General features: G+C 60.4%; 14 protein-coding genes and 6 pseudogenes. 6 read left to right on the plus strand and 14 right to left on the minus strand.

From position 1 onward, the window contains the following. Nucleotides 1–81 precede the first annotated feature (81 nt). Both AB1E37_RS11565 and fdnI read left to right on the plus strand, forming a co-directional pair. Nucleotides 82–189 (plus strand): annotated as a pseudogene (locus AB1E37_RS11565) (formate dehydrogenase N subunit beta transmembrane domain-containing protein); the annotation flags it as partial. Then, nucleotides 182–838, plus strand: coding sequence for a formate dehydrogenase-N subunit gamma (gene fdnI, locus AB1E37_RS11570; protein ID WP_002906457.1), 657 nt, complete (start codon nt 182–184; stop codon nt 836–838). The pseudogene AB1E37_RS11565 and the gene fdnI, both read left to right, overlap by 8 nt. A 52-nt stretch (nt 839–890) precedes the next feature. Here the strand turns inward: fdnI and AB1E37_RS11575 are convergent. The 3 genes and pseudogenes from AB1E37_RS11575 to AB1E37_RS11585 all read right to left on the minus strand — a co-directional run. Then, nucleotides 891–1,049 (minus strand): annotated as a pseudogene (locus AB1E37_RS11575) (CcdB family protein); the annotation flags it as partial. Beyond that, nucleotides 1,030–1,707, minus strand: a pseudogene (ppk2, locus tag AB1E37_RS11580) (polyphosphate kinase 2); the annotation flags it as partial. The pseudogenes ppk2 and AB1E37_RS11575, both read right to left, overlap by 20 nt. 67 nt (nt 1,708–1,774) lie before the next feature. Continuing rightward, nucleotides 1,775–2,215: a VOC family protein gene (locus tag AB1E37_RS11585; RefSeq protein ID WP_002906451.1), complete on the minus strand. Its 441-nt coding sequence runs from the start codon at nt 2,213–2,215 to the stop codon at nt 1,775–1,777. A gap of 264 nt (nt 2,216–2,479) precedes the next feature. Here AB1E37_RS11585 and araJ point away from each other — a divergent pair, with 264 nt between their 5' ends. Further along, nucleotides 2,480–3,634, plus strand: a complete 1,155-nt coding sequence (araJ, locus tag AB1E37_RS11590) for an MFS transporter AraJ (protein WP_032447612.1) — start codon at nt 2,480–2,482, stop codon at nt 3,632–3,634. A 6-nt stretch (nt 3,635–3,640) separates the two neighbouring features. Here the strand turns inward: araJ and AB1E37_RS11595 are convergent, their stop codons facing one another. The 7 genes from AB1E37_RS11595 to adhP form a co-directional block, all read right to left on the minus strand. Further along, entirely contained in the window at nt 3,641–4,732 is a 1,092-nt protein-coding gene (locus AB1E37_RS11595) for an alkylhydroperoxidase domain protein (RefSeq protein WP_015874843.1), read from the minus strand. 9 nt (nt 4,733–4,741) lie between these two features. Beyond that, a complete protein-coding gene (locus AB1E37_RS11600) occupies nt 4,742–5,728 on the minus strand; it encodes a putative FMN-dependent luciferase-like monooxygenase (protein ID WP_032447611.1) in 987 nt (328 codons plus the stop codon). After that, on the minus strand, nt 5,728–7,344 hold the full coding sequence (locus AB1E37_RS11605) for an ABC transporter ATP-binding protein (RefSeq protein ID WP_032447610.1): 1,617 nt from the start codon (nt 7,342–7,344) through the stop codon (nt 5,728–5,730). The genes AB1E37_RS11600 and AB1E37_RS11605 overlap by 1 nt, the downstream gene beginning before the upstream one ends. Beyond that, nucleotides 7,341–8,189 (minus strand): ABC transporter permease, encoded by an 849-nt coding sequence (locus tag AB1E37_RS11610; RefSeq protein ID WP_004200037.1) that lies wholly within the window; start codon nt 8,187–8,189, stop codon nt 7,341–7,343. The genes AB1E37_RS11605 and AB1E37_RS11610 overlap by 4 nt, the downstream gene beginning before the upstream one ends. Further along, entirely contained in the window at nt 8,186–9,130 is a 945-nt protein-coding gene (locus AB1E37_RS11615; RefSeq protein ID WP_023313244.1) for an ABC transporter permease, read from the minus strand. The genes AB1E37_RS11610 and AB1E37_RS11615 overlap by 4 nt, the downstream gene beginning before the upstream one ends. A gap of 10 nt (nt 9,131–9,140) precedes the next feature. Next, nucleotides 9,141–10,763 (minus strand): TIGR04028 family ABC transporter substrate-binding protein, encoded by a 1,623-nt coding sequence (locus AB1E37_RS11620; RefSeq protein WP_032447609.1) that lies wholly within the window; start codon nt 10,761–10,763, stop codon nt 9,141–9,143. 170 nt (nt 10,764–10,933) lie between these two features. Then, on the minus strand, nt 10,934–11,944 hold the full coding sequence (gene adhP, locus AB1E37_RS11625) for an alcohol dehydrogenase AdhP (RefSeq protein WP_002906221.1): 1,011 nt from the start codon (nt 11,942–11,944) through the stop codon (nt 10,934–10,936). A gap of 252 nt (nt 11,945–12,196) precedes the next feature. On the opposite strand from adhP, the gene AB1E37_RS11630 reads away from it, so the two are divergent. Together AB1E37_RS11630 and AB1E37_RS11635 are read left to right on the plus strand one after the other, a co-directional pair. Then, complete coding sequence (locus AB1E37_RS11630) at nt 12,197–12,796, plus strand: inorganic diphosphatase (protein WP_002906218.1); 600 nt, start codon at nt 12,197–12,199, stop codon at nt 12,794–12,796. A 321-nt stretch (nt 12,797–13,117) separates the two neighbouring features. Continuing rightward, nucleotides 13,118–13,207 (plus strand): annotated as a pseudogene (locus AB1E37_RS11635) (MarR family transcriptional regulator); the annotation flags it as partial. A gap of 315 nt (nt 13,208–13,522) precedes the next feature. Here the strand turns inward: AB1E37_RS11635 and AB1E37_RS11640 are convergent. After that, a pseudogene (locus tag AB1E37_RS11640) lies at nt 13,523–13,666 on the minus strand (hypothetical protein); the annotation flags it as partial. Here AB1E37_RS11640 and AB1E37_RS11645 point away from each other — a divergent pair. Next, a pseudogene (locus AB1E37_RS11645) lies at nt 13,598–13,924 on the plus strand (GNAT family N-acetyltransferase); the annotation flags it as partial. The pseudogenes AB1E37_RS11640 and AB1E37_RS11645 sit on opposite strands and share 69 nt — an antisense overlap. Before the next feature lie 36 nt (nt 13,925–13,960). Here the strand turns inward: AB1E37_RS11645 and AB1E37_RS11650 are convergent. The 3 genes from AB1E37_RS11650 to AB1E37_RS11660 form a co-directional block, all read right to left on the minus strand. Beyond that, nucleotides 13,961–15,676 (minus strand): ABC-F family ATP-binding cassette domain-containing protein, encoded by a 1,716-nt coding sequence (locus AB1E37_RS11650; RefSeq protein ID WP_032447606.1) that lies wholly within the window; start codon nt 15,674–15,676, stop codon nt 13,961–13,963. 361 nt (nt 15,677–16,037) lie between these two features. Continuing rightward, the gene (locus AB1E37_RS11655; protein WP_032447604.1) at nt 16,038–16,724 is read right to left on the minus strand and encodes a hypothetical protein; all 687 of its coding nucleotides are present in this window, start codon (nt 16,722–16,724) and stop codon (nt 16,038–16,040) included. Beyond that, nucleotides 16,721–17,416, minus strand: a complete 696-nt coding sequence (locus AB1E37_RS11660) for a hypothetical protein (protein ID WP_023313240.1) — start codon at nt 17,414–17,416, stop codon at nt 16,721–16,723. The genes AB1E37_RS11655 and AB1E37_RS11660 overlap by 4 nt, the downstream gene beginning before the upstream one ends. Nucleotides 17,417–17,559: the final 143 nt, after the last annotated feature.

Consider the following 17,559-nt stretch of genomic DNA (forward strand, 5'->3'; position numbering starts at 1 on the left):
GAGCGATTCAATGGCGATGGAAACCCAAGACATTATTAAACGCTGCAAGGATGGCTGTATGCACTGCGCAGAGCCGGGCTGCTGGCGGCAGCGGGCTTTATCGCCACCTTCGCCGGGCTGATTTACCACTACATCGGTATCGGGCCGAACAAGGAAGTTGACGACGACGAGGAGAAGCATGATGAGTAAATCGAAGATGATTGTGCGCACAACGTTTATCGATCGCGCCTGTCACTGGACGGTGGTTATCTGTTTCTTCCTAGTGGCGCTGTCGGGAATATCGTTCTTCTTTCCGACGCTACAGTGGCTAACGGAAACCTTCGGCACGCCGCAGATGGGGCGTATTCTGCACCCGTTCTTTGGGGTGCTGATTTTTGTCGCGCTGATGTTTATGTTCGTGCGCTTTGTCCACCACAACATCCCTGATAAACAGGATATTCCGTGGCTGAAAGGCATCGTCGAGGTGCTGAAAGGCAACGAGCATAAGGTGGCGCGCGTCGGTAAGTATAACGCCGGGCAGAAGATGATGTTCTGGACCATCATGAGCATGATATTTGTGCTGCTGGTGACCGGGGTGATTATCTGGCGCCCATATTTTGCGGAATATTTCCCGATGCAGGTGATTCGCTATAGCCTGCTGATTCATGCGACGTCGGCCATCATTCTGATCCACGCCATCCTTATCCATATGTATATGGCGTTCTGGGTGAAGGGGTCGATTAAGGGAATGATTGAAGGCAAGGTGAGCCGCCGCTGGGCGAAGAAACACCACCCGCGCTGGTATCGCGATGTCGAACGCCTGGAGGCGATGAAAGAGAGTCGTGAAGGGATGAAGTAAGCCTTCACGGCGCGAAACCCGCTCCGGAGATGTCGGAGCGGGTTCCCGGCAGTCAGCAGTTCGTGATAAGTGTATCGATTGAATCGATAACGCCCTGGCGCGCATGACTCAGATTGCAGACGAAATCCTGTGGCGGGATCCTTTTATTATTTAAGTTACTGCTCATTGGCGTACAAAGTAAAAAGCTGTCAAATTCTATATTTATCCTTGGAGCGGGCGACGAACCACGGCGCCCAGGCGGTATCGGTGGCGGCGAACATGGCGTCGCGGGCAGCGGTATATTCATCCCAGCGGTTGAAAGACTTAATGTCCATCGGCGAGAGCTTCCAGATTTTACGCCCGTCGTCGATGCGATCCCGCAGACGGCGCTCCTGCTCCTGCGGAGAGACCTCCAGCCAGTACTTGAGCAGAATAATGCCCGATTCGACCATGCCGCGCTCCACCATCGGCGCGCCGTCGAGGAACTTCTGCACCTCCTCCGGCGTACAAAAGCCCATCACCCGTTCGACGCCGGCGCGGTTATACCAGCTGCGATCGAAAATCACGATTTCGCCGGCCGCCGGGAGATGCTTGATATAGCGCTGAAAGTAAAGCTGGCTTTTTTCGCGCTCGGTGGGCGAGGGTAAGGCGACGACCCGGAAGATACGCGGGCTGACGCGCTCGGTGATGGCCTTAATGGTGCCGCCTTTCCCGGCGCCGTCCCGGCCTTCAAAGACAATGCACACTTTCAGTCCTTTGTGTACCACCCAGCGCTGCAGTTTCACCAGCTCAACGTGGAGTTTGCGCAGCGCTTTCTCGTACGCTTTGTTGTCGAGCGGCGCGATTTTTGCCGCCGTGTCGACCGGATTACCGCTTTTCTTGTTGCCCATCGCCATGCTCCGTGTTGCCGAGGTATCCCTTTGAAGTGTAATCCTCCCCCGGCGAGGCGGTGGAAAATTATTCGCCGGGTTTTCCCGCCAGGATGACTTCCAGTCCCACCCGCTGCCCCCACGACAGCTCCAGGGTGTTACCGTCCGGGTCGGCAAAGAAAGCGAAATAGCCCACCGGATCGCCCAGCTGCTCCGGCTCCCGGCGTAAAACACCTTCCCGCCGTGCGAGGGCCACTTTCTCATCGATCTCGGCCTGGGTGGCGCAGGCGACGCCGAGATGGCCGAACGGTCCCAGCGGCGTATCGGCCGGATCGTCACTTTGCACCAGCACCAGGGCGAAAGGCCGGGTGCGGTCGCTGAGCCATGCCACTTTCCGCGCCGAGGGGAGGTCGGGCTCGCGCTGGTGAATGACGGTCATCGCGGTATAGCGGGTATAAAAATCGATGCTGCTGGCCAGACAGCGGACGGTAAAGGCGACATGAGTAAAACCGACATCAACACTTTGCATGGATAATTCTCCCAAGGTGAACGATGTTTTGACTTTACAACCTCAAGTTAACTTGAGATCAATGAGGTGTTTATCTCTTTGAGCTCACTGATTTTGATAGGGGATTGTTACTGCGAAAGCACGCCGCCGGTATGCCACGCGGCTGGGGAACATGAACGAATCAGGCTGTTGTATGGAGGAAACTGCCGTCGGGCGTTTTTAGCTGGTGTGTCGGGGCGGGATGGTAAATAATGCCGGCCGGCTCTCAATACCCCTATAAGATGTATGAAAAAAACAATCTTTTCACTGGCGCTGGGCACCTTTGGACTTGGCATGGCGGAGTTTGGCATTATGGGCGTGCTGCCGGATATGGCGCACGATGTCGTAATATCCATTCCCGCCGCCGGCAATATGATTGCCTGGTATGCCTTCGGCGTGGTGATCGGCGCGCCGATCATGGCGCTGCTCTCCAGCCGGTTTTCCCTGAAATCGGTGATGCTGTTCCTGGCTGGCCTGTGTATTCTCGGCAATACCCTGTTTACCTTCTCCAGTAGCTACGCCATGCTGGCGCTTGGCCGGCTGGTTTCCGGGTTTCCCCACGGGGCGTTTTTTGGCGTCGGCGCGATTATCCTGTCGAAAATCGCGCCGCCGGGGAAGGTGACCGCCGCGGTGGCGGGGATGATTGGCGGCATGACGATCGCTAACCTGGTGGGCGTCCCGGGTGGCACCTGGCTTGGGCATCACTTCAGCTGGCGCTATACCTTTGCGCTTATCGCGGTATTTAACGTGGCGGTATTTCTGGCGATCTTCTGCTGGGTGCCCACGCTTTATGACCGGGCCAGCACGCGGCTGCGCGAGCAGTTCCGTTTTCTGGCCTCCCCGGCGCCGTGGCTGATTTTCGCCGCCACCATGTTCGGTAACGCCGGCGTGTTTGCCTGGTTCAGCTATATCAAGCCCTTTATGCTCAACGTCTCCGGCTTTGCTGAAAGCAAGATGATGCTGATTATGATGCTGGCGGGGCTGGGAATGGTGGTCGGCAATCTGTTCAGCGGCAAAATTTCCGGGCGCTACAGCCCGCTGCGCATTGCGGCGATGACCGACGGGGTCATAGCCGTGACGCTGCTGCTGATCTTTGCCTTCGGTGAACAGAAAGTCGCTTCGCTGGCGCTGGCATTTCTCTGCTGCGCCGGGCTGTTTGCTCTGTCGGCGCCGCTGCAGATCCTGCTGCTGCAGAACGCCAAAGGCGGCGAGATGCTGGGGGCGGCCGGGGGACAGATCGCCTTTAACCTCGGCAGCGCCATCGGCGCCTTCTGCGGCGGAATGATGATCGCCCAGGGCTTTGGCTGGAACAGCGTGGCGCTCCCCGCCGCCGCGCTGTCGTTTCTGGCGATGAGCGCCTTGCTCATCTATGGCTGCCATCAGCGGCGACAAGCTTACTAACGACGCCTACTCACGCCAGGGTTCGCCCAGGGTAAGCATCAGGCGGTTGGCCCAGGCGAAAAAGGCCGCGGACTGCAGCAGATCCAGCTGGGCCAGAGTATCTAAGCCCTGCTCATCAAGCGCCGCCAGATGATCGGCGTTTAACGCGGGTGGCGTCACCGATAGCGCGGCGGCGGCGTCGATTTCCGCCTGCCAGCGCGGCGATTGCCCGTCGCGCAGATCCTCTCCCGGCGTCACCGCCAGCAGCGTGTCGACGGCGGTCTCGTCCTTCGCCAGCTGCGCCGCTTTGCGGGCATGCACCGAGGCGCAGTAGATACAGCCGTTGATTTTACTGGCGACCGTGGCGGCCAGCTCGCGTTCGGCGCGCGGCAATCCTCCCGCGGTATAGAAAATGCCCCTATCGGTCAGGGTCCGCTGCTCCAGCACCGGCTGGTTGCGCGCCAGCAGGCGAAAGTAGGGGGAGTCGCTATGGCCATATTTGGCCAGAATCGCCTGTTCTTCAGCGTTGAATTCCGCCAGCGGTTTATCGGCCAGCCAGGGTTCCCAGTGCAGCTCGTCGCGGGTGAAGCGAACCGGGGCCGCTTTGCCGCTCTGCGCGTACGGGGTGGTATGCCAGTATCCGGCGACCAGCGGCGTATCTGCGCTGACGATGGGCTTATGGTTGAGCGCCCGCAGGCCCAGCAGCAGTCGGCTCTGGAAGCTGACAAAGGCTACCAGCTGCGCCAGGGTGACGATGCCCCGCAGGCTCCAGCCCGCGCTGGTTAAGGTGTGCAGCGCGCCGGGAGTGGCTTCAACGGGGGTGAAGGTGAGCAGGCGGGCAAAGGCCAGCGCCGGGACCAGACGATCGGTGGTCGGATCGGCGAGGCCGAAACCGGCATAGTGCGCCGCCAGCGCGTCCGCCTGGTGCAGTTTCGCCACCTTCGCGGCCACCGCGAAGCGTTCATCAAGAGGAAAGTCAGCGTCCTGCTGGCGGAACAGCACTTCATAACTTCCCTGGGCGTGACGGGTGGCGGCATCGCGGACGGCGCGCGCCTGATCGAGCGGGGAACCGGGGGCAATCTCCGCCAGTTCGGCCAGAATATCCTGACTCAGCGTCATGGGGACTCCTTATCTGATGTGGGGGGCAATATGCTGAGCGATCAGCTCAATGGAACGCAGCGTATCCCGGTGCGAAGGCTCGACCGAGTGCACCTGAAACGAAATATCGGTGGCGCGGGCCAGCACGCTGTCCTGCGCCAGGGAGGCAATAACATGCTCAGGATCGCCAACGTGGGCATCCAGCTGTTGCAGATAGTCGGTGACACTGTCACCTTCTATCGTATGACCCGCCGCCCGGTGCTGAGTTGCCTGCTTGCGCAGACCGGGCTCGGCGACCTGCAGGGCATGGGCGTGACTGTCGGCGACGAAGGCGGTGCGCGAGGCGAGGATCCGCGGTGCAACGCCGTCCGGCAGCGCCGCCAGGTAGGCGTCGATGATCGGGTTCTGAATGGCGTCCAGCGGCAGACGTGGCTCACCGGGTGGCCGTGGCTGAGTGCGCGACAGCATCAGCCCGTGTCCCGCCTGACCGGCACGGATGGCGCCCTCCGCCGAGAAGGTGGCGATCCAGATCCGCTCCGCCAGCTGCGGCGCCGGCGGGTAGAGATGGTTGTCCGGGTGGCTCAGCGTGTCGCCGCGCCAGGCGCTGTGGATCAGGTGCAGGTGCTCGGCAAATACCGCCCCGCGCTGCTCGCTGGTCAGACCGAAGGGCAGAAACGAGGTTGGCGTGCCGCCGGAGCCAAACCCCACCTCCAGACGCCCGTCGGTGAGTAAATCCAGTACCGCCGCGTCTTCGGCGACGCGCAGCGGATTTTCCATTGGCAGAGTGATAATCGCCGTGCCGAGACGGATCCGGTCGGTCTGCGCCGCGACGTGGGCGAGAAACACCAGCGGCGATGGCAGGCCGCCTTCCTGTTCATGAAAATGGTGCTGGGCAATCCAGGCGCTGTCGAAGCCTACGCGCTCCGCGTGGCGGATCTGTTCGGCCGCCAGCCGGTAGCGCGTTTGCGCGGAGCCCTGATCGAGCAGACGGGTAAAAAAGCCGAGGCGTTTAGGCATTATGCGTTCTCCGTGTGGGCCTGTGCTAAGCGGGGTGAAACCTGGGGGATGGCGGCGATCAGTTCGCGAGTGTAGGCCTGCTGCGGGGTAGCGAACAGGCGGTCAACGTCGCCATGCTCCACCACCTGGCCTGCGCGCAGTACCGTGACGCTGTCGGCGATCCGCCTGACCGTCGCCAGATCGTGGGTAATGAACAGGTAGCTCAGACCCAGCTGCTGCTGTAACTGCTGCAGCAGGGCGAGGATCTGTGCCTGAACGGTGACGTCGAGCGCCGAGGTCGCTTCGTCAAGGACCAGTATCGCCGGCTCGAGGATCAGCGCCCGGGCAATCGCCACCCGCTGTCGCTGGCCGCCGGAGAGCTCCCGCGGCGTACGCGACAGCAGCTCCGGAGCCAGCGCCACCCGCGCGGCGACGTTCTCCACGCGCAGGCGACGCGCCGGGGCGCTAAGGCGTTCGAAGTTTTTTAACGGCTCTTCGATAATCGCAAACAGCGTCTGACGCGGGTCGAGCGAGGCGAAGGGGTTCTGGTAGACAAACTGGATTTTGCGCCGCAGCTGCCGCTGCGCCTCGCGGCTGAGATGCCCGGCGTCGATACCGTCGATGGTCACCTGTCCGGCATCGGCGTGCTCAAAACCCAGCAGGATCCGCGCCAGGGTGGTTTTCCCGGAGCCGGATTCCCCCACCAGCGCGTGCGTGCTGCCGCGTTTGACCTCAAAGCTGACGCTGTCGAGCGCCTGCAGCGCCTGTTTGCCCAGCGAGAAGCGTTTGCTAATCCCCGCCACGCGAATAGCCGGCGTGGCCAGCGGCCGGTGACGCGCCGCCGTCAGTCTCAGCGGCGCATCCTGCAGATCGTGGAGCAGCTGGCGGGTATAAGGGTGCTGCGGACGCTGGACAATCGCCTCGGTGGCACCCTGTTCCTGAATCTCTCCCTGACGAAACACCATAATCCGGTCGGCGCGTTCTGCGGCCAGCGCCAGATCGTGGGTGACAAACAGCACGGCGGTACCCGACTCGCGACGCAGGATATCGAGCAGGTCGAGAATGCGCTTCTGCACCGTGACGTCGAGAGCGCTGGTGGGCTCGTCGGCAATAATGAGATCCGGCTGCAGGGCAATGGCGATGGCGATCAGCACTCGCTGTTTCATCCCGCCAGACAGCTGGTGTGGGTACTGGTCAAGACGCTGTTCCGGGTGGCTGAGACCGACTTTAGTGAGCAGGTTAAGGACCTGCTGTCGGCGTTCAGCGGCGGAGAGGGACTGATGCAGGCGCAGGATCTCTTCCACCTGCTGACCAATGGTTTTTACCGGGTTGAGCGAATTGCCGGGGTCCTGCGGCACCAGGCTGATGCTCACTCCGCGCAGGCGGTTCAGGCGTTTTGCCGACCAGTCGCTAATCACTTCTCCATTGAGGACAATCCGCCCGGCGTCGCGGCGGGCGTTATCCGCCAGCAGGCCGATAATGGCCTGCGCGGTGGTGGTTTTCCCCGAGCCGGATTCTCCGACGAAGGCCAGCATTTCGCCTCGCTGGATGGAAAAACTGACGTTGTGCACCACTTCGCGCCATTCGCCCCGCGAACGGTAGCTGATGCGCAGATCTTCAACGGACAGAACGGTCATGGGCGTACTCCACTCCACTGGCGGCTAAGACGATTGGCGGCAAGGACCACGGCGACCACGGCGAGGCCGGGGAAGGTGGTCAGCCACCAGGCGGTTGACAGGTAATTGCGACCTTCGGCGATCAGTAGTCCCCACTCCGGGACCGGCGGCGGAGTGCCGTAGCCGAGGAAGCTGAGGGTGGCCAGGGCCAACATCGCCTGACCGAACTGCAGCGTCGCGAAAGCAAGCACCGCAGTGAGCGAGTTGGGCAGAATATGGCGCCAGAAGACGGCGAAAAAGGTGCCGCCGCTGCCCCGGGCCGCCTCGACGTAATCGCTGTGGCGCACACGCACCACTTCTGCTCGCGCCAGGCGCGCGAAGCTGGCGATAGCCGCGACGCCAACCGCCACCGCCGCATTCACCGTGCCGAAACCCAGCAGAATAATCACCGTGAGCTGCAGCAGCAGGGAGGGGATGGCCAGCAGGACATCGACCAGGCGCATGATGGTGGATTCCACGCGTCCGGCCAGCGCCCCGGCGAGGGCGCCAAGGGTGGTACCCACCACCAGGCCGATGGCGACGGCGATCAGCGCCGCCGACAGGGAATGCACCGCGCCGTAAACCACCCGCGTCCACAGGTCGCGCCCCAGCTGGTCGGTACCCAGCCAGTAGTGCGCCTGCGGCGCCAGGCGCTGAGCGCCGGGGATCCCCTCCAGCGGGTTAGCGGAGGTAAACCACTGTGGGGCAATGGCCATTAACAGGGCGGCGATCATCACCGCCCACGCCAGCCACAGGCCAGGCTGCAGGCGCACTCTACGCCACTCCGGGCGGCGGCGAACCGCGATGGTATAGTCGACCAGGCTCATTTCGCACCTCCGGTCTGTAAATGGAGTCGGGGATCCAGTCGCGGCATGACCAGGTCGACCAGCAGGTTGATCAGGACGAAACCGAGGGCGGAGATCATCACCACCGCCTGTAGTACGGCGATATCCTGGTTATTGACCGCCTGCTGGGTCAGCAGGCCGAGGCCGCTGCGGCCGAAGACGGTCTCGGTGATTAGCGCCCCGGCAATCAGTTCGCCGAGCAGCAGCCCGGCAATATTCAGCGCCGGCAGCAGAGCATTCCCCATCACATGGCGCCAGAGGACGCCCGTTTCGCTCATGCCCTTGGCGCGGGCGACCGCGACGAAGGGCTGAACCGCCACCTGATCCATGCTGCGCATCAGGATCTGCGCCAGCGGGGCGGAGATGGGCAGCGCGACGGCGATAACCGGTAAAATCAGTCCTTCCAGTGGGCCGGGGTTGATCACCGGGATCCAGCGCAACTGAAACGAGAAGAGCTGGATCAGGGCGATACCCAACCAAAAGGTAGGTAGAGAGATAAACAGCACCGGTAGCGACTGCAGAAAATTGCTCAGCCAGCGCAGCCCCGGCAGCCGCGAGGCGAAAGCGAGGGCGAACGCCAGCGCCACGGCCAGCAGGAAGGCCGGCAGCGCGAGGCTTAAGGTATCCGGCAGGTTGCTGGCAATCAGACTGCTGACCGCCAGACCCGCCTGCAGGGAATAGCCGAAGTCGCCGTGCAGCATCGCCAGCAGCGTGTGCAGGTACTGGCGCCACAGCGGGCTATCGGCGCCGTAGGCCAGCCGCATCTCCGCAATTTGCGCCGGGCTCAGGCCGAGGTCCGGGTTCTGAAACTTGATCAGCACCGCATCCCCCGGCAGGACCTGCAGCAGGAAAAAGGTGAGGGTAAAGGCCGCCCACAGGACCAGCAGCCCCTGGCCGAATCGTCGCAGAAGATAAGCGCTCATATCCGGCCTCTTAGTGCTTGTCCAGCCACGCGCCGTAGAACGACGGGCGACCGACGGCCTCGAAGCTGACGCCTTTGACCCATGGCGCGCCGGCGAACACCTGCGGCTCTTCGAAAATGGGGATCACATAGGCGTTGTCGATCAGATAGCGCTGGGCGTCCCCGGTTAACTGCAGGCGTTGCTGCGGCTCTACCGCCGCGGAGATGCCGGTCAGCAGGTCATTTAGCTTATCATCGCGAAAGTGCTGCACTTTATCGCTGGAGCCGCCTTTCTGCAGCAGCGCATCGCGGTTGTTGGGAAAGAACATACTTTTCACCACGTCCGGGTCGGCGCGGCCCACTTCTGAGACGGTGAGCGGGGTTTTCTGCGGGTCGAGGTTATCCAGCGTACGGCTACCAGCATCCCCGGCTTTGACCGTCAACGCCACACCCACCTGGCGCCACTGCTGGGCGATCAGCTGCAGCACTTCCTTATTTTGCGGCTGCGGCAGCGACTCATAGACGGTCAGCGCCAGCCGCTGACCGTCTTTGCTGCGAATACCGTCGGCGGCGGGCTTCCAGCCGGCGTCATCCAGCAACTGCCGGGCTTTGGCCTGGTCGAAGGTGAGTTTATCGCTGAGATTGACATAGCCGGCGGCAGAGCTGGCCAGCACGGAGGTGGCTTGCGGGTAGTTAGCGGAGAACAGCGTCTCCACCACCTGCCTGGCGTTGGTGGCATGGAGCAGGGCCTGACGCACCTGCAGGTCGGCGACCAGTGGGTTATCCGGGCGGAAGCTCAGACTGTCGTTGACCCCGCGGGTAGGGGCGGCGTAGATCTTAAATCCCTGATCGGTAGCCTGCTTTTCATCGTAGGCCTGCACCTGGCGAATAAAGCCCGCCTGACCAGCCAGCAGCGCGCCGATACGCACGCTGTCTTCCGGCGTCACAATATAGGTGATGCCGTCGAGGTTAGCGGGCCCCTGCTGGGTAATGTTTTTCGGCCCCCACTGGTAATCCTTGCGCGCCACCAGCGTCAGCTCGCGGCCTGGTTTTTCATCCTGCACGACGAAGGGGCCGGAGCCGATAATATGTCGGGCATCGCCCAGCTCTTCAAAATTACGCTGCAGGGTGCTGAGAGATACCAGACCGGAGCCGATGGTGGCGGTTCCCTGCAGGAAGCCCGGCGACGGCTTGTTGAAGTAGAATTTTACCGTCAGCGGGTCGATCACTTCGCTGCGCTGGTAGTTATTGATGACCTCCGAGACGGGCAGGCGATGGGCTTTATCTCCCAGACCATAGGTATCGAAGTTTTTGGCGACGGCGGCGGCGTCCAGCGGTGTGCCATCTGAGAAAGTGACCCCTTTGCGCAGGTGGAAGGTGTACTCGGTTTTATCGGCATTGCTGGTCCAGCTCTCGGCGATCCACGGCTCAATCTCCAGCGTTTTCGGGTTCTGCCAGGTGAGCTTGTCGGTTATCTGATTGAGAATCCCGCCATTCGGGTAAAAGCCGCCGGCGGGCGGATAGAGATTGGTGTGCGGTTGCTGCTCCAGATAAATTAAGGTGCCGCCTTTAACCGGCGTGTCGGCGGCCCAGACGGAAAAGGCGCCGGTGAGAAACAGCGCGGCCAGCGCGGGCAGGCGAAAATGACGATGCATGGTGAATTCCTTTGTTATCTATTGTGTTGCCATCATCGGGCGCGGCTAAAAACAAAGGAACCAAGGAATTGCGCTAAGCATTTGCGGAAATTGCATTTACTTCCCGGGTTGGGAAGCGAGAGGACGTGCCAGGGGGGATCGCCTCTCCCGGACGGGAGAGGCGCGGGTGATTAGCTACGCAGATCGATAACCATACGGCCGCGGATCTGACCTTGCTCCATCTCTTTGAAGATAGCATTGATATCTTCCAGCGGACGCAGGGTGACTTTCGGCACCACTTTGCCTTCGGCGGCAAACTGGAAGGCTTCCACCAGATCCTGACGGGTGCCGACCAGCGAACCGACCACCTCGATGCCGTCCAGCACCAGACGCGGAATATCGAGGCTCATCGCCTCCGGCGGCAGGCCCACCGCGACCACGCGGCCACCGGCGCGAACGGCATCCACCGCCGAGTTAAAGGCCGCTTTGGCCACCGCGGTTACTACCGCAGCGTGGGCGCCGCCGGTTTTTTCCTGAATCACTTTCGCCGCATCTTCATTGCGGGAGTTGATGGTCAGGTCGGCGCCCATCGAGGCCGCCAGCTCCAGCTGTCCGTCGTTGACGTCGATAGCGATCACTTTGGCGTTAAACACATTCTTCGCATACTGCAGCGCGAGGTTACCCAGCCCGCCGAGGCCGTAGATGGCGATCCACTGGCCCGGTTTGATGTGGGAGACCTTGACCGCTTTGTAGGTGGTGACGCCCGCGCAGGTGATGCTGCTGGCGGCGGCGGAGTCGAGGCCGTCCGGAACTTTTACCGCGTAGTTGGCGGTGACGATGCACTCTTCCGCCATGCCGCCATCGACGGTATAGCCGGCGTTTTTCACCGAGCGGCAGAGCGTCTCGTTGCCGCTGTTACAGTAATCGCAGTGGCCGCAGCCTTCGAAGAACCACGCCACGCTGGCGCGGTCGCCCGGCTTCAGGGAGGTGACGCCCGGGCCGACTTTTTGTACCACCCCGATCCCTTCATGGCCGAGAATGACGCCGGTTTTATCGCCAAAATCGCCGTTTTTCACGTGCAGGTCAGTATGACACACGCCGCAGCATTCCATTTTCAACAGCGCTTCGCCGTATTCCAGCGGGCGCAGCGTTTTTTCCGTGACGTTAACCTGATGGTCGTGGGTAACAACAGCTGCCTTCATGCCTGTCTCCTTGTGGGGGAATTGATTAACTTTATTAATGCAATAGTACCCAATAAGGATTAGACGCTGAGCGGTAAAATACAAGGCGCTTAGTACAGAATGTGGCTTTTTGCTACAGAGATAGCACAAAATTCAGACAATATCGCTATATTTGGTAGGTAATAATATTGACGCTGAATGGTCATGTTTTTGTCATCACTCGAATCTATTGTTTTGCGCATCAATTTCTTATAACAACAGAGTGATACAACAATGCATCTGGTAAAAACCATCCTCACCGCCGGTCTGCTTTTGTCCGCCGCCGCCCAGGCCCACAATGTGCTGGAATTTCCCCAGCCGGAAAACAACCCGGAAGAATTTTACGCCGTCACTGAGATCCCGACGGGCGGGATCATTAAGTACGAAACCGATGCTAAAACGGGGTTTATCGTCGCCGACCGCTTTCAGTCGATGCCGGTGGCCTACCCGGCGAACTACGGCTCGCTGACCCAGTCGCTGGCCGGGGATGGCGACCCGCTGGACGTGGTGTTTTATACCCGCGCGCCGATGGCCCCGGGCACGCTGATTAAGCTGCGGGCAATTGGTGTGCTGAAGATGATAGACGGCGGTGAGAAAGACGACAAAATCATCGCCGTACCGGCCAGTAAAATTGACCCGACCTACGACGACATCAAGACCATCTCCGATCTGCCGAAAATAGAACAGCAGCGGCTGGAGGCCTTCTTCCGGGTCTATAAAGAACTGCCGGAGGGGCGTAAAAAGGTCGAGCTGGCCGGCTTTAATGACGCCGCGGCCGCGAAGCAGGAGATCAAATCGGCCTGGGAGGCCTGGAAGGCGAAGAACCCGCAATAATATTCATCGCGGGCGCTGTCCGGCGCCCGCGGCATTCGCTTTCACGATCCCTATGGCGGCAAAATCACACGTCACACGTCACACGACAACGCTTATCCCACCATATTGCATCTTGACGCAGGATGAAGGCGATGGTTGTATTGTACAACTATTTCATTTTCTGGACCCGCCGCCATGCCTGATACCCCCTTAATCCAACAGATTCGTACCGCCTCGCGGTTAATGGTGCGCGAGCTGGGCTTTATGAGCACCACGCTGGCCGCCACCCATTATTCACCTTCGGCGGTGCACACCCTGCTTGAGGTATCGATGAGGGGGGAGATGACGGCCGCGCAGCTGGTCACGTTGCTGGGACTGGAAAAATCAAGCGTCAGCCGGATGGTCTCTCGTCTGCTGGCGGCTGGTGAGCTGGAGGAGCGTCCTTGCGCGGAGGATGCGCGCGCGAAATCACTCGCCCTGACGGCAAAGGGGCACGATACGGTGGCGAAAATTAACGCCTGGGGTACCCGTCAGGTGGTGGAGGCGTTAGACCATCTGGATGAGACGCAGCAGCAAACTGTCGCCACTGGACTGGCGGCCTATGCCCGGGCGCTGGCGCAGTGTCGGGATAGCGCGCTTGCGGATACGGCTCCGCAAATTTCGCTGATGACCGGCTACCAGCCGGGGATGATCGGCCGGATAGCCCAGATGCACGGGGAGTATTACGCCCGTCATCATGACTTTGGCGCTTTTTTTGAAGGCAAGGTCGCCAGCGGCGTAGCGGAATTTGCCACCCGGCTCTCCTCCCCGGCCAACCAGATCTGGCTGGCGATCCGCGAAGAGAAAATCGTCGGCTCGCTGGCTATCGATGGCGAGGACCTCGGCCAGCAGGAGGCGCATTTGCGCTGGTTCATTCTCGATGACAGCTGCCGGGGAAGCGGCATTGGCAGGCGGCTCCTCAGCGAGGCGATGGCTTTCTGCGATAGTCGCCAGTTTAGCGCGGTGCAGCTGTGGACCTTTAAAGGGCTGGACGCGGCCCGCAAACTGTATGAATCCTTTGGCTTCACGTTAATCCGCGAATGGCAGGGGGAGCAGTGGGGAAAGGTAATGACCGAGCAGCAGTTTACCCGGTCCGGAAACACCGGCTAAGGGCGTGGCGCCTTAGCCGGTGGGGGGACATGGAGATTACGTCAGTTGGTTAAGCAGGCGGGCAATCTCCTCTTGCCACTGTGCCTGCAGTGACGGCTTTTGATGTTTTGGCTTGCGGGCCATGTCGTCAGCCAGCCACTGCTCCAGGTCAATCAGCCGCGCCAGCAGCGCCTCCTCATCATCGTCAGCCCCGGCGGGTGTACTCTGCAAAGCGAGCCGACTGTCCGGGGCGGGCGCCACGGCCTGCAGACGGGCATAGACCTCCTCCAGGCTGTGCCACTCCGTTAGCCCGGCGCTGTCAATCAGCCAGAAGCGGTTACAGCTTTCGCTAATCAGCTGGCGGTCATGACTGACCAGCAGCACGCCGCCGGGGTAATCGCGCAGCGTCTGCGCCAGCGCCGCTTTACCCTCCATATCAAGATGGTTGGTGGGTTCATCCAGCAGCAGCAGACTGTAGCGCGCCAGCGACAGGCCAACGAACAGCAGCCGCGATCGCTCGCCGCCGCTGAGGGTGCTGACCTTCTGGCTATGTCTCGCCCAGCCAAACCCGGCGGCGATCAGCGCCCGTTTACGGGTGTCCGCCGACGGGGCAAACGGCGTCAGGGCCTCGAGCAGGCTGGCCTCGTCCGGCAACTGCGCCAGCGTCTGGTCATAGTAGCCGGGGTGCAACCGGGGATGCAGGCGCAGCCCCGGGAGAGGCGATGCGTTGTTCATCTGCTGCCACAGCAGGCGCAGCAGGGACGATTTGCCGCCGCCATTACGTCCCATGATGGCCACGCGATCGCCGCTGCGCAGGCGCGCCACGCCGGTGGTGAAGAGGGATGGCTGACCCGGCGCGGGCGAGACGGGAAGGGTGTCCATCTCCAAAAGGCGGTCGGCCGGCAGGGCGTCCCCCTGTAACACCAGGCGCCACGGCGGGCCGACGCTGAGCTCGGTCTGCTCGTCTTTCAGGCGGGCGACCTGCTTCTCCATCTGTTTGGCTTTGCGGGCGAGATCTTCATTGTCATAGACCCGACCCCAGGTGGCCAGCCGCCGGGCGCTGGCGCTGACCCGGTCGATCTCTTTTTGCTCCCCCTTATGACGTAACGCGGCGCTTTCATCCTGCTCCTGCAGTGCCTGACGGGCAGCGCTGCAGGGCAAGGCGAAGCAATGTAGCGTCTGGTCGCGGAGGATCCAACTCGCATTAGTTACAGCATCCAGTAAGGTGTTGTCGTGTGACACCAGTACGAAGCTACCCTGCCAGGTTTGCAGGAAGCTTTCCAGCCACAGCAGGGTGGGCAGATCGAGATGGTTGCCAGGCTCATCCAACAAGAGCAGATCAGGCTGGCGGATCAGCGCCCGGGCCAGCAGCAGACGCGTGTGCTGGCCGCCGCTCAGGGTGGCGGTCTGCTGCTCCATCACCGCCGGGGTAAAGCCCATCTGCGCCAGCAGGCGCTCGGCCAGCCAGCGCTGTGCTTCCCGCGCGTCGGCGGGTAATGGGGCCAGCACCGCCTGCAGCAGCGACTGCGTATGCAGCGCCTCCGGCAGATGCTGTTCAACGCGGGCCATCAGACACTGACCGGCGAGCGAGACGCTGCCCGAGGTGGGCGCGAGGGTGCCGTCCAGCACCTGCAGCAGGGTGCTTTTGCCGCAACCGTTATGGCCGATGAGACCGATCCGGTCGCCTTTCTTCAGGGTGAAGGAGAGGGAGTTAAACAGCGGCCCAAAAGCCGTCTCCACGTGGAGCGCATGGGCAGTTAGTAATGTACTCATAGTCAACTTACTCAAGAGTTACAGGCATGCAAATGCCTCGTCAAAACTCGCTGACGATAACCCGGTAAGCCGGAGAGAAGGGATTGCGTGAAGGGTCTTCGCTCAAGCCATAGTTATCGCAGCACGATACCGATAACGCTTGAGCTGGCGCAATTGCCTAAGGCATGTGAAACAATAAACATTTCACAGTACAGCATGGGGGGCCTCCTTTTTTATTCAGTAAGTGGATGGGTGATGGCAGTGTAGTGGGGAAAGGGAAAGCGCGCCAGTGACAAAACTGGCAGGGGCCGATACCCACCAGTTTTCGTGTTCAGTGCCATTACCGGCGAGATATTGTTGGCGCAGAAGGCTAGTGTGTTTGCTAAAACGTAATGGGAAACCAGCGGGCGTGGTCGCGGGTATATTCCGTCATCGCCTGGGGATCCTTTATCGCCTGGCAGGGAGCCTCGAGAATATTCGGATACGAATCCGGATACCAATCCTCTTCGGTCGTTAAGGTAAAAAAGCGAGACTCCCGGTGGGTTTCACAGGTATAGGCGTTTTTAATATTGTCGACTTTGCGATATCCCCTGGGATCACGATATTCGATATACACGTTGTACTCAGAGCGGGTACCCCGCCACGCGCCAGGCTCCGGTTTCTGCCAGCGTATCGTCTGGTAGTAGCGCTCCCGCTCGCCGTAGCGATAGACAGGGGTTTCCCCGCCGGGAATCACGTCGGGTCTCAGGAAGAAAAACAGCAAACCCGCCAGCAGGAGTAACACCGATGGGAGAGTGTGGGTCAGCAGCCGCGGCGCCCGACGGTTAACCAGCAGCAGCCACAGCAGCGGCGGGATCGTGCTGACGATAAAAGCAAAGAGGATTTTCGCCGGCGTATAGAGTTCATGCACAGAGACCTCGCCGGCTTTCGCCGCGTAAAACGCCTGCTTATCGCCGAAATACCAGTACTCACCGTGAAAGGCGCTGATGGCGCTCAACAGCAACAGTCCGCTAAACAGCCCCAGCCAGAGGCGTAATATCGGCTGCAAAACCATTTTTTGCTGGCTCATTTACGGCTCCTGATGGTTTTAGTGACAAGCAGCTCGTCTTCAGAGACCGTATCCAGATCGGCAATCTGACTACACTGGTTGGCAAGGACCTGCGGATCGCCGTTCGGGAACCAGCCCTCATTGAATGACAGGGTGTAAAACTGGGTATGCCGCTGCACTTCACAGCGCCAGGCGCGGCGAAGATTGTTTCTGTCGATAAGCCAGCGGGGATCTTTCGCTTCAACAAAGGTTTCATATTTTGATTGCTTAGCGGAATGACTACCTGACCGGGTTTTCATCCAGAATATGGACGCATAATAGGTATTGTGTTTACCGTACTGAATACTGGCATCCCGACCCGGGGTGACCTCCGGGTGGAGGAAAATAAATATCCCGGCGGCAATCAGTATCATCAGCGGTAATATAGGATGCTGTATCGGCCGCCAGGGGATTTTACGTACCGCCAACAGCCAGACCAGGGTAATAATAAACACGTAGAGCAGAGCGAAGAAAAATTTACTCGGTTCATAGATGACGACATCCACCAGATCGCCAGTGGCGGGCTGATACTGTTCCGCCCGCGGGGTGAGCATCCACATATCACCGCTGAAGAGGCACATTCCGGTGATGATGGCGATACCGCCGATAAGAAACAAGACAATACGGATCAGAATCGCATTCGCTTTATTCGCGCCAGGGGTTAATTTTAGCATTTCACATTCCGTTGTGAGGGGGTGAGAAACAACTATTTTGCACAGCGGAGGGCGCGCGGCAAATGCTATCCGTTTTATATTTTTACGATGAATGAATATGGGCGAAAAAAACGTTTCTGTGGCGGGAGGTATTATTCTGACGT

This window comes from Klebsiella sp. Shm-1 (genome assembly GCF_040804525.1).
Lineage (GTDB): Bacteria > Pseudomonadota > Gammaproteobacteria > Enterobacterales > Enterobacteriaceae > Klebsiella > Klebsiella pneumoniae.

Coding starts and splice junctions, on each gene's coding strand:
- fdnI (WP_002906457.1), top strand. CDS start 182: ATGAGTAAATCGAAGATGATTGTGCGCACAACGTTTATCGATCGCGCC.
- AB1E37_RS11585 (WP_002906451.1), bottom strand. CDS start 2,215: ATGCAAAGTGTTGATGTCGGTTTTACTCATGTCGCCTTTACCGTCCGC.
- araJ (WP_032447612.1), top strand. CDS start 2,480: ATGAAAAAAACAATCTTTTCACTGGCGCTGGGCACCTTTGGACTTGGC.
- AB1E37_RS11595 (WP_015874843.1), bottom strand. CDS start 4,732: ATGACGCTGAGTCAGGATATTCTGGCCGAACTGGCGGAGATTGCCCCC.
- AB1E37_RS11600 (WP_032447611.1), bottom strand. CDS start 5,728: ATGCCTAAACGCCTCGGCTTTTTTACCCGTCTGCTCGATCAGGGCTCC.
- AB1E37_RS11605 (WP_032447610.1), bottom strand. CDS start 7,344: ATGACCGTTCTGTCCGTTGAAGATCTGCGCATCAGCTACCGTTCGCGG.
- AB1E37_RS11610 (WP_004200037.1), bottom strand. CDS start 8,189: ATGAGCCTGGTCGACTATACCATCGCGGTTCGCCGCCGCCCGGAGTGG.
- AB1E37_RS11615 (WP_023313244.1), bottom strand. CDS start 9,130: ATGAGCGCTTATCTTCTGCGACGATTCGGCCAGGGGCTGCTGGTCCTG.
- AB1E37_RS11620 (WP_032447609.1), bottom strand. CDS start 10,763: ATGCATCGTCATTTTCGCCTGCCCGCGCTGGCCGCGCTGTTTCTCACC.
- adhP (WP_002906221.1), bottom strand. CDS start 11,944: ATGAAGGCAGCTGTTGTTACCCACGACCATCAGGTTAACGTCACGGAA.
- AB1E37_RS11630 (WP_002906218.1), top strand. CDS start 12,197: ATGCATCTGGTAAAAACCATCCTCACCGCCGGTCTGCTTTTGTCCGCC.
- AB1E37_RS11650 (WP_032447606.1), bottom strand. CDS start 15,676: ATGAGTACATTACTAACTGCCCATGCGCTCCACGTGGAGACGGCTTTT.
- AB1E37_RS11655 (WP_032447604.1), bottom strand. CDS start 16,724: ATGAGCCAGCAAAAAATGGTTTTGCAGCCGATATTACGCCTCTGGCTG.
- AB1E37_RS11660 (WP_023313240.1), bottom strand. CDS start 17,416: ATGCTAAAATTAACCCCTGGCGCGAATAAAGCGAATGCGATTCTGATC.